The sequence below is a fragment of the Rouxiella chamberiensis genome, assembly GCF_026967475.1.
GTDB classification, from domain to species: Bacteria; Pseudomonadota; Gammaproteobacteria; order Enterobacterales; family Enterobacteriaceae; genus Rouxiella; species Rouxiella chamberiensis.
On sequence record NZ_CP114058.1, the window covers coordinates 1085764 to 1105212 of the forward strand.

Annotated in this window: 16 protein-coding genes and 4 pseudogenes; 13 read left to right on the forward strand and 7 right to left on the reverse strand. The window is 48.2% G+C overall.

The genetic code is table 11. The features are described 5' to 3' along the window. Positions 1-785: 785 nt before the first annotated feature. On the reverse strand, positions 786-1394 hold the full coding sequence (locus tag O1V66_RS05175) for a TetR/AcrR family transcriptional regulator (RefSeq protein WP_045048162.1): 609 nt from the start codon (positions 1392-1394) through the stop codon (positions 786-788). 198 nt (positions 1395-1592) lie between these two features. Between O1V66_RS05175 and O1V66_RS05180 the strand changes: the two are divergent. The 6 genes and pseudogenes from O1V66_RS05180 to O1V66_RS05205 all read left to right on the forward strand — a co-directional run bounded on the left by O1V66_RS05180 (position 1593) and on the right by O1V66_RS05205 (position 5449). Beyond that, positions 1593-2767, forward strand: a pseudogene (locus tag O1V66_RS05180) (MFS transporter). A 573-nt stretch (positions 2768-3340) separates the two neighbouring features. Continuing rightward, positions 3341-3709 (forward strand): hypothetical protein, encoded by a 369-nt coding sequence (locus tag O1V66_RS05185; RefSeq protein WP_160292254.1) that lies wholly within the window; start codon positions 3341-3343, stop codon positions 3707-3709. Between the two features lie 364 nt (positions 3710-4073). After that, positions 4074-4226 (forward strand): DUF4160 domain-containing protein, encoded by a 153-nt coding sequence (locus O1V66_RS05190; RefSeq protein ID WP_241481421.1) that lies wholly within the window; start codon positions 4074-4076, stop codon positions 4224-4226. Between the two features lie 52 nt (positions 4227-4278). Beyond that, positions 4279-4551, forward strand: a complete 273-nt coding sequence (locus tag O1V66_RS05195; RefSeq protein ID WP_045048160.1) for a DUF2442 domain-containing protein — start codon at positions 4279-4281, stop codon at positions 4549-4551. 141 nt (positions 4552-4692) lie between these two features. Further along, positions 4693-5161 (forward strand): annotated as a pseudogene (locus O1V66_RS05200) (conjugal transfer protein TraG N-terminal domain-containing protein); the annotation flags it as partial. A 30-nt stretch (positions 5162-5191) separates the two neighbouring features. After that, positions 5192-5449, forward strand: coding sequence for a helix-turn-helix domain-containing protein (locus O1V66_RS05205; RefSeq protein WP_045048158.1), 258 nt, complete (start codon positions 5192-5194; stop codon positions 5447-5449). A 782-nt stretch (positions 5450-6231) separates the two neighbouring features. Here the strand turns inward: O1V66_RS05205 and O1V66_RS05210 are convergent. From O1V66_RS05210 to O1V66_RS05230, 5 genes are all read right to left on the reverse strand, one after another. After that, complete coding sequence (locus O1V66_RS05210; protein ID WP_269128178.1) at positions 6232-8019, reverse strand: ABC transporter ATP-binding protein; 1788 nt, start codon at positions 8017-8019, stop codon at positions 6232-6234. After that, positions 8016-9734 (reverse strand): ABC transporter ATP-binding protein/permease, encoded by a 1719-nt coding sequence (locus O1V66_RS05215; protein ID WP_045048157.1) that lies wholly within the window; start codon positions 9732-9734, stop codon positions 8016-8018. Before O1V66_RS05215 ends, O1V66_RS05210 begins: the two co-directional genes overlap by 4 nt. 43 nt (positions 9735-9777) lie before the next feature. Beyond that, complete coding sequence (locus O1V66_RS05220) at positions 9778-10884, reverse strand: ABC transporter substrate-binding protein (protein WP_082051018.1); 1107 nt, start codon at positions 10882-10884, stop codon at positions 9778-9780. 3 nt (positions 10885-10887) lie between these two features. Further along, on the reverse strand, positions 10888-12981 hold the full coding sequence (locus tag O1V66_RS05225) for a TonB-dependent siderophore receptor (protein ID WP_082051026.1): 2094 nt from the start codon (positions 12979-12981) through the stop codon (positions 10888-10890). A 134-nt stretch (positions 12982-13115) separates the two neighbouring features. Further along, positions 13116-13301 carry a chorismate mutase family protein gene (locus O1V66_RS05230; protein ID WP_269128179.1) on the reverse strand — a complete coding sequence of 62 codons (186 nt, stop codon included), beginning with the start codon at positions 13299-13301 and terminating at the stop codon, positions 13116-13118. A 360-nt stretch (positions 13302-13661) separates the two neighbouring features. Between O1V66_RS05230 and O1V66_RS05235 the strand changes: the two genes are divergently transcribed. From O1V66_RS05235 to O1V66_RS05245, 3 genes are all read left to right on the forward strand, one after another. Next, positions 13662-14555 carry a helix-turn-helix domain-containing protein gene (locus O1V66_RS05235; protein WP_045048154.1) on the forward strand — a complete coding sequence of 298 codons (894 nt, stop codon included), beginning with the start codon at positions 13662-13664 and terminating at the stop codon, positions 14553-14555. Between the two features lie 435 nt (positions 14556-14990). Then, the gene (locus O1V66_RS05240) at positions 14991-15470 is read left to right on the forward strand and encodes a hypothetical protein (RefSeq protein ID WP_241481411.1); all 480 of its coding nucleotides are present in this window, start codon (positions 14991-14993) and stop codon (positions 15468-15470) included. Between the two features lie 639 nt (positions 15471-16109). Further along, the gene (locus O1V66_RS05245; RefSeq protein ID WP_241481410.1) at positions 16110-16292 is read left to right on the forward strand and encodes a hypothetical protein; all 183 of its coding nucleotides are present in this window, start codon (positions 16110-16112) and stop codon (positions 16290-16292) included. Positions 16293-16737: 445 nt separating this feature from the next. On the opposite strand, the pseudogene O1V66_RS05250 reads toward O1V66_RS05245, so the two are convergent. Beyond that, positions 16738-17180: pseudogene (locus tag O1V66_RS05250) on the reverse strand (DUF2938 family protein). 123 nt (positions 17181-17303) lie between these two features. On the opposite strand from O1V66_RS05250, the gene O1V66_RS05255 reads away from it, so the two are divergent. The 4 genes and pseudogenes from O1V66_RS05255 to O1V66_RS05270 all read left to right on the forward strand — a co-directional run. Next, complete coding sequence (locus tag O1V66_RS05255; RefSeq protein WP_045048152.1) at positions 17304-17702, forward strand: MerR family transcriptional regulator; 399 nt, start codon at positions 17304-17306, stop codon at positions 17700-17702. A 172-nt stretch (positions 17703-17874) separates the two neighbouring features. Next, positions 17875-18051, forward strand: coding sequence for a metallophosphoesterase family protein (locus O1V66_RS05260; protein ID WP_269128180.1), 177 nt, complete (start codon positions 17875-17877; stop codon positions 18049-18051). Beyond that, complete coding sequence (locus O1V66_RS05265; RefSeq protein WP_269128181.1) at positions 18027-18608, forward strand: metallophosphoesterase family protein; 582 nt, start codon at positions 18027-18029, stop codon at positions 18606-18608. The genes O1V66_RS05260 and O1V66_RS05265 overlap by 25 nt, the downstream gene beginning before the upstream one ends. 275 nt (positions 18609-18883) lie before the next feature. After that, positions 18884-19066: pseudogene (locus O1V66_RS05270) on the forward strand (IS110 family transposase); the annotation flags it as partial. Between the last annotated feature and the right edge of the window lie 383 nt (positions 19067-19449).

Consider the following 19449-nt stretch of genomic DNA (forward strand, 5'->3'; position numbering starts at 1 on the left):
GTAACTGCCAAGAATTGATAGAGTAAGATGATAAGCAACTAAATATCTTCATGGTATGTTGTCTAAAAAACGCTGCAAGGTTTTTTCAAAACTCTTACCAAAGGTGAGCGGTTTCATGTGATAAACAATGTTATATTTCGTTCTGTGAATTGGTTCTGAGCAAGCCATTTTCACCATCGTTGTTAAGCAGTAGGATAGGCCATCTTTCAGATGGCCTTATCTTCTTAATTCTATACAAAGAGATTTTTATTAATTCTTTATTAAATAACGAGATCAATCAAGTAATGCTCATTTAAAAAACCCGCTTGCTTCGATAAAATTATCGTTATCAATTAATAGACTATATTTTCCTCCGCCGACTTTTTACATCTTACCCAGCGTACGATGGTAAAAAGAGAATACATCTGTCCTGGACTTACCTTTTTTCCAGCGACTATGCCTCCCGTATTATCCCATCTGAATTGGGTTTTCCATCACTTGGGCTCTAGGGTCCGGTACTGGGCAACGTCGATGCCTATGGATTTGCCATTGCCATGTTTATTGCTCTCCTATGTGCAATTCGACTCCCCATACTTTTTATGCTGGTTATATCTGTGGGGTCGCGGGCATTGCTGCTGGTTTTTGCGTAATAGCGTCTGGTGGTCATGTTCAGCAACAACTACGCGTTGCACACCGCTATGTCGGCCCGAGTCATAACGGTTCTGAAAGAAGGGGGCCGAAATTGACACCAAACTGTCAGTCCGCCTTGCGCCGCAGGGCGTTGGGTAATGCCATTACTTAGGGAACTAGTGAATGTTCGCATCCCAGAGTCTCATTGCCATCGAGACTGCAGCATCGAGGGCTTCGCCGGTTACCCCATCGCGCGCCTCCGTTGACAGGCCGATTTCAAAGCTGTGAAGATGCATGGCCAGCGCATGCGCGTCGGTGTCGGCGGCCAGTTCCCCGATGTCTTTTGCCCTCAAAACGCATCGCAAAAATCCCTCTCGCGTGCGTGCGCGTCGCTCTGCAAGAATCCTGCGGATATGCTCGTGTCCGGGCGAACAGGTGTTAACGGATAGCGCGATAAGGCAGCCACTGGGATGCCCTTGTTCCGTCTGCATTCGAGCCGAACTGCGCAACGCCTGTTCTGCAGCCTTGCGCGGGCTGAGCGTGTCATCCCACAGGCAATCGTTAACCTGACCATAGGACGACATATAGCATTCGACAACCTCTTCAAACAGGGCCTCTTTTGAACCAAATGCCGCATAAAAGCTGGGCGCGGTGATACCGTTGCCAAGGTTCGCCTTGAGCAGGGCAAGTGAAGTGGACTCGTAGCCATACTGCCAAAAGAGATACATAGCCTGTCGAATCCCTTCGTCCCGGTCGAACGAACGGGGACGCCCCATCTGAGCCATATTATTTCCCGATTTTGCTAACTGGACATAAATACTAATCGATACAGATGTGCTTGACAACTTTCAGGCCGGTCTATAGTTTTTGATATATGTACCAATCAGTATAGATGTCAGTGATTGTTTGACACCCCGCGCTGACGAGCCACTTTACTCACTTAAAAAGGATGCACCGTGCACGCCGATACAGCATTACATGAGATGACAAAACAACGAGGACTGCCCCTGTCTTCCTTACTGGCATTTGCCATGACCGGCTTTATAGCCATTCTGACAGAGACACTTCCGGCGGGCCTCCTTCCTGAAATCGGAAAGGGCCTTGGCGTCTCGCAAGTGATGGCGGGTCAGCTGGTAAGTATCTATGCACTTGGCTCGCTGCTTGCGGCAATTCCGTTAACCGTGCTGACCAGTGGATGGCGTCGTAAAAAAGTGCTGTTGCTTGCCATCGGTACGTTTCTGATTTTCAACGCCATTACGACCTTTTCCGCCAATTACTGGCTGACGCTCTCGGCCCGGTTTATGTCGGGTGTGGCTGCGGGTCTGGCATGGGGAATACTGGCAGGGTACGCACGCCGCCTTGTTTCTTCTGATTTGCAGGGTCGCGCTCTGGCGGTGGCCATGGTGGGAATACCGGTCGCCCTGTCACTGGGAACGCCCGCGGGAGCATGGCTGGGCGGCATATTGGGATGGAGAGTTCCGTTTGGGCTCATGGCCGCACTGGCGGTCATTTTGTTTATCTGGACACTGGTTGCGGTTCCTGACTTGCCGGGACAGCGGGCTGAACGCCGTCTGCCGGTCTGGAGAGTGTTTCTTCTGCCCGGGATATGTCCGGTACTGGCGGTCATCTTTCTCTGGATGACGGCACACAATATTCTTTATACGTATATTGGTCCATTCCTTGGCCTGTCTGGCCTGACCGCCTACGTCGGGCTCATCCTGCTTGTCTTCGGGCTGTCAGCGCTGGTCGGCATCTGGATTACTGGAGCGCTGGTCGACCGCCATCTGCGAAATCTGGTTCTGTTCAGCCTTGCGGCGCTGGCTGCAGTTTCTCTGATTTTGGTCGCAGGCATGCGGGAGCAGGTCGTTGTCTTTGTGGCCGTTATGGTGTGGGGCGGTTCATTTGGGGGGCGTCAACTCAGATGCAGACCGCGGCGGCCGATTCGGCAGGCAGTCATGTCGATGTCGTTCAGGCGATGGTGACTACCGCATGGAATCTGGCCATTGCCAGCGGCGGTGTCGTTGGAGGCCTGCTCCTCGACAATATCGGAGCCATATCGTTTCCCTGGGTTATCCTCGGGTTGATGAGTGTTGCGTACGTTATAGCTTATTACGCAAAGAAGCATGCCTTCAGGACTGGGGCCAGGGTTGAGCCATGAATTCATGACCATTTGCTAAGTGCCCACCCATGCTTAACAGGAGATTTTTGCTCTATGTGATGCTATTTCAGCGTCCATTGAGGGCTGCTATGTGCCAAGAGCGGACATTCATATACAGGCCGACACAGCAGTAACTTAAGATTTTTATGCACCCACTTCGGACCGATAACAGAAAGATCTGCTTTGCAGCAGATCTTTATTATGCTTCTTTTCATCCGCAAGCATTTACATGAGAAAACTGATTTTCAGTTATGTGGTTTCTGCTGATAAACCAGTTGCCCCTCTGCGAGGTAAAAGTCGGGAGACAAGTAGGCCTGCAACCTGCCCGGCTGTAGCCAGATAAAAAGCGGGCTGTAGGGCATTTTCGAGACTGCTCACAGACGTTTCCTGCTGCAGGATTTCGGCCCCGCTTGCGGATAGGGCTATCAGCAAAGCATTACCCATATTTAGCGTTGTAGAAGCCATGCCCGAAGTGATCCCCTGTTCGTTATGCTTTACCCCTGAACCAGAAGCTATCCACATTGCCGTCCAGACAATCCCCTGCCTGTTCCTGAGATGACTAGCCCGGGCAAAATGGTCGCATACGATGCACCTGAAAAGGCTGCTGGCACCAGTGCCAGCGTACCCGCAATTCCAGCAACAAATCCGGCCAGTAATACCGTGCGCATCGGCAGGCCATTTGCAAGTCGGGCTCCGAACTGCGTTCCGGCAAAAATGGCCAGCGAAGGAATAATAAACGCAAGGCCGGTCTGCAAAGCGCTGTTACCCATAATGCATCTGACGATATCGACTAAGTCTTTATGTGCTTACTGTAAGGGGGACATGAAAAAAAGCTTCAATAAAAAAGAGAACCGTAAATTTTGGAAGTGTATCAATTATCCTACCTGCCGTGGATTAATTAATATTGAAGTTAAAAATGAAGCCGCCAATAAAAAAACATAAAATTGCCAAATAACAGTTAACCACTAATTGAACTACTAATGTTTATCTTGCAACTTTTTGCTAAGCTAACTCCCAATTGAATCAGAACCCCGTGACTGTGTTATTTAGCCGCTCAAAATACAAAAGTTAATTGGTTGTCCTTCGACATTAACAAAATGCTTCAGCAACCAGTAAGAAGCGCCTTTGGGTGGTTGCACCAAAGTTTCAGCGAGCTTAGAGATGCTTTTTGGCGGTCGTAATATCCTTTAAACCTGAAATAGGATGCCATAGTGGCGGTAACCCTGTTTAGCCTTAGAGCATCCGACGATGATAAAGGTTTTTTCAACAAATCTACCAGTGAAGGAACACATTTTTGCCAACCATATTGAGGGTCGGCGGCTTCCGCATTTTCTTTTATAGTCACGAACCTAATAAGCCTGCGCATCTCCACGTTGATAAAGACAGCGCAACGGCTAAAATTTGGTTACATAAGTTCAGTGTTGCGAGTAATGTAGTTTTTTTACCGCGTGAACTTTGAATACTTGTACGCATGGTGTCGGAAAATCGAACTTTATTACAGGAGGCATGGGATGCTTACTTTGTGTAAAGAAAATGACTTGCGGGTTATGAACGTTAAAATTGACGATGATTTATTGTCTGTTGATTTGATGGACGGACGAACTATCTCTGTCCCTGTTGCGTGGTTTCCTCGCCTTGCTTCGGGTACTTCTGACCAGCGTAATCATTGGGAGCTTTCCAGTGCCGGTCAGGGGATTCACTGGCCGGAGCTTGATGAAGACTTGAGTACAGAAGGCCTGCTCCGCGGCGCAAAAGGAGTAGGTGATCCGCTTCAACACAACTGACTTTCCTCGCGAAAATCTAACGCCACTCTTATGATGTTTTTTTATTGTCAATTCAAAAAGAATTGTTCGTTGAGCGCGTGCGGTAACTTCTTCACAGTGGCTGAGTTAACGGCCACTGTGAGGGCGTCCAGCTGCTGACGGTGGGCCCCAAAGCCACCTCAAGATACGGGTTACGGAAACATCGTGACCAGCATGAACGGACAAACAGCCAAAATCCCTATCTGGTGGTTTTTGCTGCATAAACTTTCCAAAGGGATTACCCAGGCGGCGGTAGTGACGATTCCCTGCCGTCCGGATTTCCGACAGTTGAGATTTCAGGTGCAGCATTCCCGTATTCACAACCCTGCGTTGGCGAAAGAGTTACAGGATTTCACCAATGACTGCTACGCCACGACGATGTACAGCTGGCAGTTTCATGATCAGCGAATGACTAAAGACAAGGCTGTCCTTCGCGATATTGAGTGGCTCGGATCCCATACTATTCCTGAATAACTCGGGTTATTACAGTACGATGCAATCTCGAACGCCTCGAGAATATCCCTGGACTGAAAGTCGAGATAGCGGAAGGCCTAATATTGGGCAAGACGGATTTCCAACCTGTAAGCAATATTAGGATAATTTATAAAAGGTTATTACTTGCATGACTTCCATCTACTCAGATGACTACCAGTTAATGATTGCAATGCTTAAAAACGCAAGGAAAGCGCGTGGAATCACTCAAGTTCAGCTATCGGTAGCACTCGGCCGCCCTCAGTCTTTCGTCGCCAAAGCCGAAAACGGTGAGAGAAGGTTGGACATCATCGAATTTATTCACTTGGCCAGATTAGTCGGGCTGGACCCTACATCTGTCATCGATAAATTTTACCTCAGATATTCTCCTTTAAAACCATTAAATTAATTAGGTTGATTAAAATTTAACTTATCATTTTTAACGCTGGAATTATCTTGCAGAATAGCGAGACAGAGGTATTTAATCTTTACCAAAGCTCACGTGAAAAACTGAGAGTAGACCGTCATGCCTTTTTTGGCGCTAAAGCGCTTTAATCCGTAATAGGGCAATTTCATACTATAGGGTCTGATACGGAATTGGATTTGGTGCTCTGTGGTTTAGCAGTGAATATGGCCGAAGAAAGTTAAAGGTTCCGATTTAATTCGCTATACGCAAACATGTGAATTCATTGGTTGCTCGCAGGCTGGCAGCGTATTGGCCAATCATTGATGTATTTATTGCATACGTAGAACGATCAGGAAATTGGTCGCTTAAACTGCCAAAAACAAAGCTGAAAACTGCGCTCACACGCGAAATTTGGCTCATCCAGCCAATCGAGCAATTTCATATTTTGCTTAGACGCGCGCACTTCAGGTTTGGGTTAGGGTATTTACACAGTCTGCGCTCACAACAACCCTTGTGGCATCAATCATTTATGTGGATTTCCATTCCACATGAATCACTCAATGTCTTAAAGCGTTATGACTGCATTTGAAGAACTCGCTCCTAAGATTGAGCAGTACAGCATTGATGAAATGTTTTGAATCTCAGCGAGATTGGTGGTTGTAAAGAGTTTAAAGCTTTTGCTAGACGTTTAAGGGCGCACATGCAATAAACGGCTCTAAAGTGTCTAGATTATCCGTGGCGATTCAGTCACAGAAAGTACTCAACCGCTAAGCATCAACCTAAACTCATGCTCCCCTATCAAGAGCAGCTAAGTGGGTAATCTGTGGCCCGAACAAACTTTCCCTTTGTTTAAAGTGAGGCCACGAGTTTTGCGTAACTGCCTTTTTCTTAACTAGCGTAAGATGATCGCCTGTTTCTGTTATGTGCCCGTGCTCCAGTAGGAAGATACGATCGGCATTTTTCAGCATTGATAACCGATGTGCGATCATAATTATCGTGCGAGTTCCTGAAAGAGAATCTAATGCTGCAATAATTCTCTTTTCATTTTCGCTGTCCAGTCCTGCTGAAGTTTCATCCATTACAATGACCGTCGCCGGGCTGATCAACGCACGCGCCAGAGTAATGCGTTGACGTTGTCCGCCAGAAAAATGAGAACCACCATTTCTGCAGAGGGTTTGATATCCGAGTGGCAGCTCATCAATAAATTCGGAGGCCTGTGCGAGTTTAGCGGCACATTCGACTTGGGTCATGGTTGCACCGGGGCGACCAAGTCGTATGTTGTTCTCAATAGTATCGTTAAATAACCAGCTTTCCTGTGATACCCAGGCAATGTGATGGCGAAGGGTTGAGAGACTCACATCAGAATATTTGCGTTCACCCAAAAAGAACGTGCCAGATTGTGGGTCATAAAATCGCAGAAGTAGGTGGGCTAAGGTCGTTTTACCGCTTCCTGATGTACCCGCAATAGCAACTCGCTCACCTGGTTCAATGGTTAAACTCAACTCTTCCAGAACCTTTATAGAACTCTGCGGATAGCAGAAGCTGACGCGGTCAAAATGGATGCCAAACCCATGAGGTTGCAGAGTTGAAGAGGAATCCTCTACGCTCTCAGGTAGACGCTGCAGATTAAATATTCTTTCTGCGCTGACTTTGAGAGACTCCCATTGCCCACCAAGATGTAAAACTTCCAGCACCGGTAAAAGTGCTGCTGCCACAATGCTGATAATTAAAGGCAACCTCTCAATGGGAAGTGTTGATCGCTCAACAATAAAGAGGCTGCCAGCTAATAGAGTTATGAGTGTTATGGACATCAATGCATCCAGCAATGCCTGACCCGTTCCAACGTGTCTGCCATAATCACGTTGTGCCCGAATAAGTTGTTTATTGGCCTTCTCAAGCTTTCCGGCATAACGATGTTCCGCTCCGAACATCTGAATATCTTTCCAACCCTGAACTAGCTCAATGATCTGATTATTGAGCACCTGTTTCAGGTTAAGTGCCGTACTGCCATGTATTTTTAAACTCTCGGAGTTGAGTAAGGGAGTTGCCATGATCATCAGGGCACAGGGTAAAAATATTAGGCAAAGTAGGGGAGAAAGGAGTGCCAGCATAAGCAGCGCGATGCAAGGCATAACAAAAGCAGTCAGGTAATCAATCAGCAGGTGCGCATAAAAACGCTCCATAAATTCGGCATCACTTGTTGCTGTTGCGGCAACCTCACCAAGTGATTGTGTTCCGGTATAAGCGGGTGTCCCACGTGCCAGTCCATCAAAAATGTCCATTTGCAGGGTTTCAATCAGGGCAAAAGCCAAATCGTGTGATAACCATGCCAATGCCCATCGAGAGACCGCAGTGATTATTACGCACCCGATGAGAAGCCCACCATAAAAAATGAATGTAGTTGGCGTTGCCCCACTTAATACGCTCATGCAGATCCAGCCAGCCATGACTATGCAGGTAAAGGCACCGCATTGTGTCAACAAACCGACAAGTAACGTCATAAACACGTGGCATTTATGCTCAGCCAAAGGCGACATAAGCGATTGCCATAGAGAAGGATGTTTTGTATTCACGTAGCACTCTCCACGGATGTCTTAATCGAAGCGTAGTATCCATCGAGTCGGCTTAGCTGGGCAGGTGTGCCCTGCTCAAGAATCTTGCCTTCCTGCATCACCACAATATGATCGGCCTGAGCTACCGTCGTCAGGCGGTGCGCTATGCTAATAAGCGTGCATGTCCCACGCAGTGAAGCAATAACGTTCTCAAACGCAGATTCAGTGGCTACGTCCAGATTCGAAGTCACTTCATCGAGGATAAGAATGGGTGATTTTTTTAACAAGGCGCGCGCAATTGCCAGTCTCTGGCGTTGGCCGCCTGACAGCAGCCCACCATTTTCGCCAATACTCGTATCCAGCTGATGTGTAAGCCCCCGAACCCAGTCATCCAGTTGTGCCTGTTGCAATACCTGCCAGATTTCCGCATCAGTTGATTCCGGTCTACCTAAGCGCACATTTTCACCAAGCGAACCCGCAATAAGAAAAATGTCCTGTGTTACCCAGCTAATACGCGATCGCAGCTCTGCTATGGATAGCTGGTCAATGGGGACATCACCGAGAGATATCGCGCCGCTTTCGGGGCTGACAAAACGGGTTATTAACTGAATCAGGGTACTTTTTCCCGAACCTGAAGGGCCAATAAATGCGGTATGACGATTTTCGGCGATCTGAAGAGAGAGATTTTCAAAGAGAGGCTTCTGTTGGCCTGGCCAGCGGAATGTCACCGCTTCAAAGTGCATATTATGGTGAGCGGGTGGGATGTGAGGCGAGTTCGGCTCATGAAGGGTTGCAGTCGCTGCAGCCAACGCTTCCACCGCAGGTCGCATTGCTTGCGCAGCCCACAATGTATGGAAGACATTTTCCAACTGTAAAATGGGGCGGAAGGCTTCCCACGAAATAAATAGCGTAAAGAGTAAGACGTCCGTGTCAATCTTGCCTTCAACTGCCCGCCCTGCATTGATAATCAGCAGAACCGCGATGCCCAGTAAGGAAATCAAACGTGTCAAACCGCCACGTATCATGGTGACACGCAGAGTTGACATAGATTCATGACGCAGGAGTGCAGCGCGATCGACCATTTGTGCGCGAAATTGGGGTACGGCATTAAACGCCTTTAACGTGAGCATACCGCGCAGCGTATCCATAAGGTCATCGGCGAATTGTTGCATGGCCGCAAAGACGCCCACAATATGCGGCCGCTGATGGCGCATAAACAGCGCGTCGAGAACAGGACAGGCTACCATGAACAGCAGAAGAATGACGCCGGATATCAGGTCAATGCTCGCCAGTGTAGCAACTGTAATAATTCCTCCGATGATGGCCAAAAGCAGGGCGGGCAGATAACGACTATAAAAGCTTTCCATGGCTTCTGCGCCTTCCAACAACGTGGCCTGCAGTTGCGCTGCGGAGTGACTTTGCATTACCGCATATCCGGGAGCCAGAAGTGGACGAAAGAGCTGCTCACGAAATCGGGTTCTTACGTCGGCTGCCAGCTGTTCGATTTGTGTCGACCGTATAGCAATCAGCAATGACCTTACCAGCACGTTACCGACTAACGTCAGTATCAGAGCGATATTCATGCCGGTATCAGACAAGAGGGCATGCTGGATAATGTGGGTAAACAGCCATGCCTGTGTCAGATAGCTAGCGGTGATTAACATCCCATAGAGTAGGTTTACCACGAGTGAAGGTGTGAATTGGGAAGTCAGTCCTGTAGAAGGTGATTTAATCATAACGGTCCTTAGGGCAGCGGCGTAATTACCGCTGCCACTTACCTTATTTGCCCGGCAACGCCGTCCAGAATGTTCCCTTTAGCGGCACTGAGAGCCACTCGCTGGTTACCGTATGTAGGGTTGCGTCGGGATCAACATCGGCAAACAGTGCTGGATGGAACATTTTTGCCATCGCTTCAATGCCGACGAAGTAGAGAGGGCTATCGAAGAAGAACAGCCAGACGCCCCCCGTGTGTCCTGCTTTCACTGCCGGCAAGTTGGCTATTTCCGCCGCTTTCTGCAGGTGCGTGCTGCTCTGAGCAACCTGCTGAGTACTCGCTCCAGTGCCTATCTGTAATCCGTCTCGGCTAACGGCTGAACCGCCGCCCATCAGGTAAAAATCAGGATTGCGCGCAAGGACATATTCCGGGTTGAGCTTGCCAATGGGTGCACTGATCTTATCGGCACCAATATTGTGGCCTCCCGCCGCCGCGATAAAATCACTCATGTTGCCGGGACCGGAGGTGAAACAGCAGTCGCCTTTACCGGGATTAAGATGGAAGAACACGGAAGGACGCGTACTGACTGAATTCAGTCGCTTTTGAACCTCATCCATATGTTGCTGCCAGAAGGCAATAATTTGATCTGCTCTTGCCTTCTCATTCAGAACATCACCGAGTAATTTCAGGCTCGGCACTGTATTGGCCAGTGGTTTGCGGAAAAAATCCACGAACACATAAGGAATGTGCGCAGCATCGAGTGCCTTGAGATCCGGTGGAATCGGACCGTAGAGGGTGAAAATAACCAGATCGGGTTTAGCCGCAATGGTCGCTTCCATTGAAAAGGTGCCACTGTTCATGGTACCCAAAACTGGAATATTACGTGCCGCGGGATATTGCCTTGCAATCGCATCCCAGGTCGCCGGTGAGTAGCGTTGCAAATCGTCGCCCCAGCCAACAAGGTTGCTAAAGGGATCTTTCTCCAGTAGCGCCAGCGTTATAATGTGGCGGCTTTCGCCCAACACAACGCGTTTCGCGGGACCCGGCAAAGTGACCTGACGCTGCAACATGTCGGTAACGGTGATTGTTGCCCAGGCGGATGGTGTGCTCCATGCAAAGCACATGATTATCAGCAATGAAAACCAGTTTATTCTCTTCATAAAATCCTTCATAACTTACCAGCGATAGGAGAGGGTGGCGCTCAGTGAGCGGTCATAGCCGGTGCTACAGCTGGTGGTTGAACAACTCACCCAGTAATGTTTGTTGAACAGATTGTTCGCGTTGAGCGCCACATTCAGTCCATGCAGCTGGCTATTTACCTGACCAAGATCGTAACGAATGGCGGCATCTACCAGCGTGTAGTCCGGTACCTTGATGGTGTTGTTCGTATCGGCCCAGGTAGAACCGACATAGCGCACACCTGCGCCTAAGCCCAACGAGGCCAGTGGACCGCTTGCCACGGTATAGTTGCTCCACAATGAAGCCATGTTTTCCGGCATGGCGACGGGCATTTTGCCTTGGGCACCTGCCACGTTGGATTTTGTGGTTTCGAGATCATTCCAGCTGTAGCTCGCGATAAGTTTCCACTGCTCCGTCAGGTTGGCTGTCGCAGAGGTCTCGATTCCTTTTGATGTGATCTGACCGGTCTGGACTTTGTTCAGTGAGTTATTGGGATCGATGGTCTGAACGTTATTCTGCTGCAAATCAAACCAGGCTAAGGTAAATAGCGCATCTATCTGTTCAGGCTGGTATTTCACTCCCACTTCCCACTGCTTACCGGTGGTGGGTTTATAGGTTTCACCGTAAATATTTGTCCCCAGCACCGGCGCAAATGAGGTGGCATAACTCACATAAGGCGCCACACCGCTGTCGGTTATCCAGCTCAGGCCTGCCCGCCAGGTGGTGCGGTGGTCATCCTGCGAGGTGTATGTGTTATTGAGGCGATTTTTGGTATTGACCGACGCCCAGTCCTGACGCGCGGAAAGATCTACATTCAGATGCTGATACAGCGCGAGGCTGTTGGAGAGATACACACCGGTTTCATTGGCATTCTGCTGTGTGCTGGTGAACGCCGTAGTAGCGGGAAAGCGACCACTGCCGGTGGGCTGATAAATATCAATGCTGCTTGCACGTCCGTAGTTGAGATAGTAGTCCTCCCCGGTGTGACGAAAAGACAACCCGGCAACGCTGGAGCCGTGAACCGGCCCGGCATCCCACTCCTTTTTGAGGTTGTTATCTGTAGCGAAGATCTTTCCCTTGATACCAAACTCATAGGCAGCGCGATTGAGGGTCCGCATATCTGCCGCCAGCGCCGTACCGGAGAGCGTTTGTGTCATCAGGTCAGTTTCGGTATAGCGACTCGCAGAGTGGAAGCTCCAGCGATCGCCAAAGTTGTGGTCCAGTTCGTAACCCAGATTGGTCTGCGTCATGTGGTTGTCGAGGTTGGTGCCATCGAGATAACTGTTGCTGTCAACCTGACCATTGGGATTACTGCGCAGCGAGCCATAGAGCGGCAAGAATGCACGCGGCGGACCGAATTTATTACGGTTCACTGAGGCCAGTACTGTAAACCGGGTATCCGCATCAGGGAGCCACGTCAGTGAGGGTGCCAGATAGAGGGTGTCATCGGGTACGTTGTCGAACTGCGTATTACTGTCACGTGCAACACCGACGATCCGATAGAGCAATGTCTTATCCTCATTGACCGGTCCTGACGTATCAAACTGCCCCTGCATACGACCGTGGCTGCCCGTTTGAATACCGACTTCATGCTGGGCGTTGAGCGTGGGATGCTTACTGATGCCATTTACAATGCCGCCAGGTGAGCCCGCTCCGTAAAGAAAACCGTTCGGTCCTCGCAGCACATCAAGCTGTTCTAATCCGTAAGGTTCATAGCGAACGTAGGACTGTTGGGTAGTGGAGCGTAATCCATCCAGCAGCGTACCGTTCAGCGTGGAATCAAACCCGCGAATATTGAAATAATCGAAACGCGATGAGATGGCAGAGGTTGAGGCAAAAACGCCGGGCGTGTACTGCAACGCCTGAGTCGTGCTCTGGACGTTGCGATCATCCATTTCACCCCGTGTAATGACGGAAACTGACTGAGGTGTTGCCAGCATGGATGAGTTGGTACGGCTTGCCGTTGTGCTGGTTTGCGAAACGTAACCTTTATCTGCAACGTTATCCCCACCGGCTGTAACGGTAAGCGTCTCTTCCGCCTGTACACAACCGGCGTGTACCAGCAATGCGAGGCAGGTTAAAGGAGTCATCCAGCGCGTCCAATTTTTATTATTGTTTTCCAAGGTGTTCTCCGAAAATGTGTCGACTTATTTGTCGGCTAAAAGTGTGTCAGTGAGACACTTGGCAAACAATCAGCAACACTTTCGCTAGCGGAACTCTTTCTTTAGGTGGAAAGCAAAAGGGAACTTCCCGGCTTATCCGGGAAGTTCAGCAGGTAATCAGGTGTGGTTTTGCGCCGCCAAGCAATTGGGGTATCGATATACCAGGGGATAATGTGATGGAACAATCCAATAACAAACGGTGGATCCATTCCCTCATCTTTGGCCCATTCCAGCCGGTCTATCAGCATGCTATCCACGCGTTCAGGGGCCGGAATGCTCTCACATCAGGTTTGAATGGTGATGCAGCCAGCACATACGTCAGGTGCTTCTGCAACAGGGATATCAGATGGCGATCGATGGCATCGATGCCGGCCCTATTGTTATGCTTTCAGATTATTAATAACAATCATCAGAACTTTAGCTGTAGAAACTAATTCCTTAGAAATGATGAAGGTCTGGGCCAATTAAAACTGGTAACCCGTTATTATTATGCGGTTATTAACATTAGATATTAAATGTTCAAGGCCTAAAGTGATAGACAGTTATCTAGATCCCCTTTACTGTGAGAATGATTATCAATATCATTTTTCGCATCGGGGAGAACGGTGATGGAGCGACAACAGCGTGGCATGAAGGAGCGGGTAGAAAGCGGTGCACAGGTACTACTGAACGGCGATATTGCGCTGACCAGCGGCAGTGTAAAACCGCAACGTGCCATCTGGCACGATGAACAGCTTCATCTCGGCTTGAAAGTCATCATCATTGAAAGCGGTGAAATATTGTGCCGCTTCCCCCAGCAAAATGAGTTACATATCAAGGGACCTGCGCTGTGCGCTGTCTGGAATCAGGATATCGCACAGGCCAGCCAGTGTTTTCTTCCGGGTGCGGACCTGCGTTTCACAGCCGTTAATCTCTCCACTAACTCATTAAGTCAGTATCTGTGTGAGGATTCAATGAGCCGGTTAGAGGCAGGTATGAATCTTGATCTTTCTGCTCAATCTAAAATGCGCATACAGGCCGCGCCAAAATGCCTGTGTGGACTTAAAGCCCAGCTTTTTACCAACCCTCTTGAGGGCGTTGCCCGTCAGCTTTATATGACAGGTAAAGCACTGGAGATTGTGGCGCATACTCTTGACAGTTTGAGTGCGAAAAATGGCGCGATTGGATCCGCGATGCCACGTTTGAGTACCGGTGATATCGCACGTTTGCACGATGTTAAAACGCTGCTGGCCGAGCGGATTGATTCACCGCCCTCTATTACAGAAATCAGCGCTCTGGTAGGTCTCAACACGCGTAAACTCACGACCGGGTTCAGACGATTATTTGATCAAAGCATATATGGCTATCTTCAGACACTTCGACTGGAAACCGCATGGCACATGCTCTCAAGCGGAGAGGCCAGCGTGTCGTCAGTGGCTTATCAGGTAGGTTATTCACCGGCTCATCTGTCGGTCGCATTTCGCAAGAAATACGGCTTTGCGCCTAAGGATATGCGGTGCTGAATAGAAAGTGGGCGAGATAATCATGTGTTGATCGAGCAGGCATGACAGGCAGCTTTGAGCAAGGAACACAAGTTTACCAAAGTCTTTACGACACAAGTTTCGCGCAACAGAGGGCCGTGCCATACTCACCTTAATTTAGATAAATATTTGTCCTGATCTTTTTCATTCTAGCTTGCATGCACAATGGTATGCGGGATAGGGTTACTCAGCATCGCATACGCAGGCTTGTCGAGGCCAGCAAGCGACGTTTGAGTGCCAATTGAATGCATTTCAATGTGGTGCTTGTCGTCTCGCGAGGTACACGGCGGGAGCACTTGTAGGGAAAATGCCCACCAATTTGGGAGGTTCGGAGTGTGTCTTAGCGAAAAATATCTGCCTGTCTATCAGTTTAACGAGAGACATTCATTGAACATTTTGGCCCCGCAAGCAGACATAATGGCAGCAGTGCTGAATTTCTGCCCTCAGGATGATTGGCTTTTCCGATACGCCACAGCTGTCCGTGAGTTACCAATCCGGTTACTCGACCTGATACAGAGCCGACCCGCTTCGTTCCGCCAAGTATTTGGAATGGATAATTTCACACTATTGGAGAAAAAAGGGGGTCGAGAATTGGTATTCGGCCTGGCTGGACGATTTTGGAAAGCAGATTATGGTCAATCAATCATAACAAATGCAGTCGACTTTCTCGCATTTAGTGAGCCCGGCACTGCCAAACTAACTCTCAGTTTTACCGTTGAGAAGCTCAGCGAAAGACAGACTCAATTAACCACGGAAACTCGGGTGTATTGTCTGGATAAAAATGCGCTACGCCGCTTTACCCCTTACTGGTATGTAATCAGGCCGGCAAGCGGCTTAATAAGACGAAGAATACTTAAAGCAATCAGTCACAGCGCTAGAAATGGAAATTATTTATAAACGACTAAAATGAGAATTTAGGCTCATTGCTTAAGAGTGTCAAATTTGCAATTAACCTCAAGCAGCTCACTGCAACGACGCGGGGCAGCGAAGAGCGGATGTTAATTTCACGACAAGCATAGATTGATTCGCAAGGCTGTTTTATCCATTTAATTAGTTACTAATGCAAATAAAGTACTAAAAATAACGATTTTTTAGGCATGTATTGGTATTGCTATTTAAGTCACCAAATAAATTCCTCTATCGTGGACGATTTAATTAATGACTGACGCAATTCCAGGAATCGTAATATTTGATATCGATGGCACTCTGACTGACAGTGTCGCACAACATCAGAGTGCATTTGAATCAGCCGTGCGTCCCAGTCTGAGAACTGACTGGAGCAGTTATACGCACCACACGGATAGCGCTATTTTCGAACAGGCTTGGGAAGAGGCTCGTTTTGAAGGTCGCGCTGATTTATCCAAGCTGGAGTCCCAGTATCGAAAAACGCTGTAGTATGAAATTACATCTAGGCCTTTCGCTCAGATTACCGGTGCCGCTGTCTTCTTAAATTGGTTAGAAGATCATTCCTGGATAATGGTTTTCGCGACCGGCAGCCTTCGTTTTGGTGCCTTGAAACAATTGGAGGCAGTGGACGTGGACACTGAAAAAGCGCATTTGGTAACCGCTTCCGAATTTACAACTCGCGAAAATCTCTTGCGAGAAGCTATCCGATTGGTAAGTAAAAATCTTCCAAGTAAAGAGGAAAAATCAGTAATATCCATAGGCGATGGTTTATGGGATTTAAAAAGGCTCAAAATCTCAACTTACCTTTTATAGGCATAGGAAGCGATGCTAAAGCTAATCTGTTGACTAATCGTGGCGCAGCCGTTTTCAAAGATTTTAACCACCTTATGAGCAATGGCCTTCACTTATTGAAATAGCTTAGGACCGTGAAAAAAGTCAAATGACTTCGAGCTCCTATCGTTCAGGCGATTCTCATCTCCCCCGTTGATTAAGATAGCGTTGCATCGAGCAATTGAACTCGTAGCACAAAGCGGACTAATGTGTAGCTGATGTGATCTGCTCCCCGCAGATTAGTACATCCTGATGTTAGCAACGTTCGCTTCTGGCACGAAGCGGACATGTCAGCCTAAGGTCCGCTTTGAGCGAGAAGTGGACAATGAAATTGTCCACAGTTGACGATTTCTTTGTTACCCGGCTTACCAGAACCGCGACAGAGTCAGTGCCAAAGCAAATGCGGGTGTTCTGACACTTAAACTGCTCAATGAAGCCAGGGTGATGACGCCAAAAAAGCGGTGATGCCATATAGCCCGACACCATACGCAAGGTGCGTTATCAGGCTTAACAAACGCGCCGTCCATGGGCGAGATGTATGGGCAGCCGCGAAACCAAACCCAAACGCGGGTTGCAAAATTAAGAATGGAGCAAACAGAGTTAGCAAACCTGTCAACACACCCGTGAAAAGGGAAGGTTCTTGAAGCCAGACCCCTCCGTTAAGCAGAAGCGGGATAACAGCAAAAATTATTCCGCTCAGATAATGGAATATCCAGCCAGTTAGATTTTCCCCACGTATCTGTGGCGCTGAAAGAATGGTGTGATGCCTGAATTTCCCCGGGGAAGCCATAAAATCCAGCGACCTACCAATGCATAATTCAACGGCGGAATTTTTAAAATGAGCTTTTGACACAGCGACCACGAATCCATGACCAGCGTTGCGCTGATGCCCGTTATGACAGTTTTGAAAAAAATAATGATATCCAACGCCCACTCCTTCTTTGTAATGTCGTAAACAACAGTGTGCAACTTAAAGTCAGGTTGAAGTCAACAATGAAAGAACTGGATATCAGGGAAGTCGCTGATCTTACAGGGGTTACCCCGTCAGCGTTGCGATATTATGAAAAGAAAGAACTAATCAAACCTGTTGGCCGCAATGGCCTGAGAAGACAGTACAACGACAATGTAATCAACAAATTGCAATTAATCGCGCTTGGGCAGGCTGCAGGGTTTTCACTCGATGAAATAGCTTCGATGTTTAGTTCTGAGAACAAACTCGCATTAGACAGCGTTCAGCTAGTTAAACGAGCAGAGGAGATTGACGACACTATTCATAAACTCCAGTTGTTGAGCCGGGGGCTGAAACATATTACATGTTGCACGAAGAGTGAGCATTCCGAGTGTGAGGAATTCAAAAAAATTGTATCGAGAGGGCTGCGGCTTATCAGATAGATTATTTTAACGTACCAGCCTATACCTATGTCCGCTTCTGGCACTGAACAGATATCCCCGGAGCGGTAAATTTGGTCTTATTCACTAATATCTGTTGAAATTGAAATACATCTTCTTTGGGTTGCAGGCCGCAGTGGCAGGCATATGAGTCATACAGCACAGGAAAGTCAGTATGAAACTGGCAGTAATTTCAGACATCCATGGGAACCTTCCGGCGCTAAACGCCGTTCTGGCAGACATACAGGCTCGGAGTGTCGACCTCATCCTGAACTTGGGAGATATCGTTTCGGGGGGCTATTTCCGGCAGAAACGGCAGACCGGCTCATGCCTCTCAATATTCCGACTATAAGAGGAAATCACGAACGGCAACTGCTTGAACAAGATGTTGCAAGCATGAGCCTGTCCGACAGGCATGCCTTTGAGCGCCTGCGCGCACCACACTGGCACTGGCTTAAAAACCTGCCGGCAGAGCTGACCATCAATGATGACGTATTAATGGTGCATGGAGTACCAGGGGACGACCGCATTTATCTTCTTGAAGACGTTACTGATACAGGTGTGCGACCGTCGTCCGAAGCGCGTGTTTTATCGCTTGTGGCTGACAGAAGCGCATCATTGATCCTTTGCGGGCACACGCATATTCCCCGGCAGTTGCGCCTGGCTGACGGTCGCCTTATCGTTAACCCCGGCAGCGTGGGGCTTCAGGCATATGACGATGATACGCCCCGCTCGCATGTGATGGAAAGTGGTTCGCCACATGCGCGTTATGCAATTGTGGAGCGGCAAAATGGAGAATGGAATGTGGAGTTCAAAGCGATTGATTATGACTGGGAGTCGGCTGCCGCAGTTGCGTTCGAAAATAATAGGCCCGACTGGGTAAATGCTCTCATGACGGGTCGAATGTAAAGCCTGCGCAGCATTTTCAAAACCATTAAATTCCTCGCTTCATATACATCAACACCGGCTGGAAGCTCCCAAAATTAACGGCGTCCGTTCTGATTTGAGCGAGGTATAGTCATTCGCACCCTGAGAATTACGCTTTTAAGCGATTCAGGGTATGCGCTTACTGGTTACAAATATTGAGCGAGAATCACGTGATGATCGCCGCTTTTCTTTCGAGCCAGTAGGTGCTCCACGTTCGCTAACGAATACTCAGGGCATTCAGGTAACTGCTGGCTATACAACTGGTTGAAGATAAACGCCGTTTTGTGAACCGTATAATCGACACGCTTAAGCATTATTATCCTCAGCCGCTGGAGTGGTTCTCACATCGGGGTAGCTTACGGTTGTGTGAACTGATTATACGATGGCCCAGCCTGCAACAACTGAAACGAGCCAGGCGCGACACGATCCGACAAGTATTATGGGATCTGCGATTTACCCCCTTCCTCCATAACATGTTCCTTACTAGACGTCGTCAATGCGCAGGAGACGGCTTGTAATAACCGTATAGATAATCATTGATTTTTTAGCCATCATGCGCTTTAGCTAAATCGAAATAGCCAGCAGCATGCTGAAATGACGGATGTATATTGAACTGTGGGTAGGCCACTGCATATGTGTCTATATATTTTTTTAAATATGAGTTTATGTAAGGTAAAGCTTTCATAAATTACATTTAATTGTTATTTGTAAATCATTATTTCACTTGAAATGTGAATATTGATTTCTAATACTGTATATAAGAAACCTCCTAACACTAATAATAATCCTAGTTACATTTATGTTTTTATTTGTAGGGCGTTTG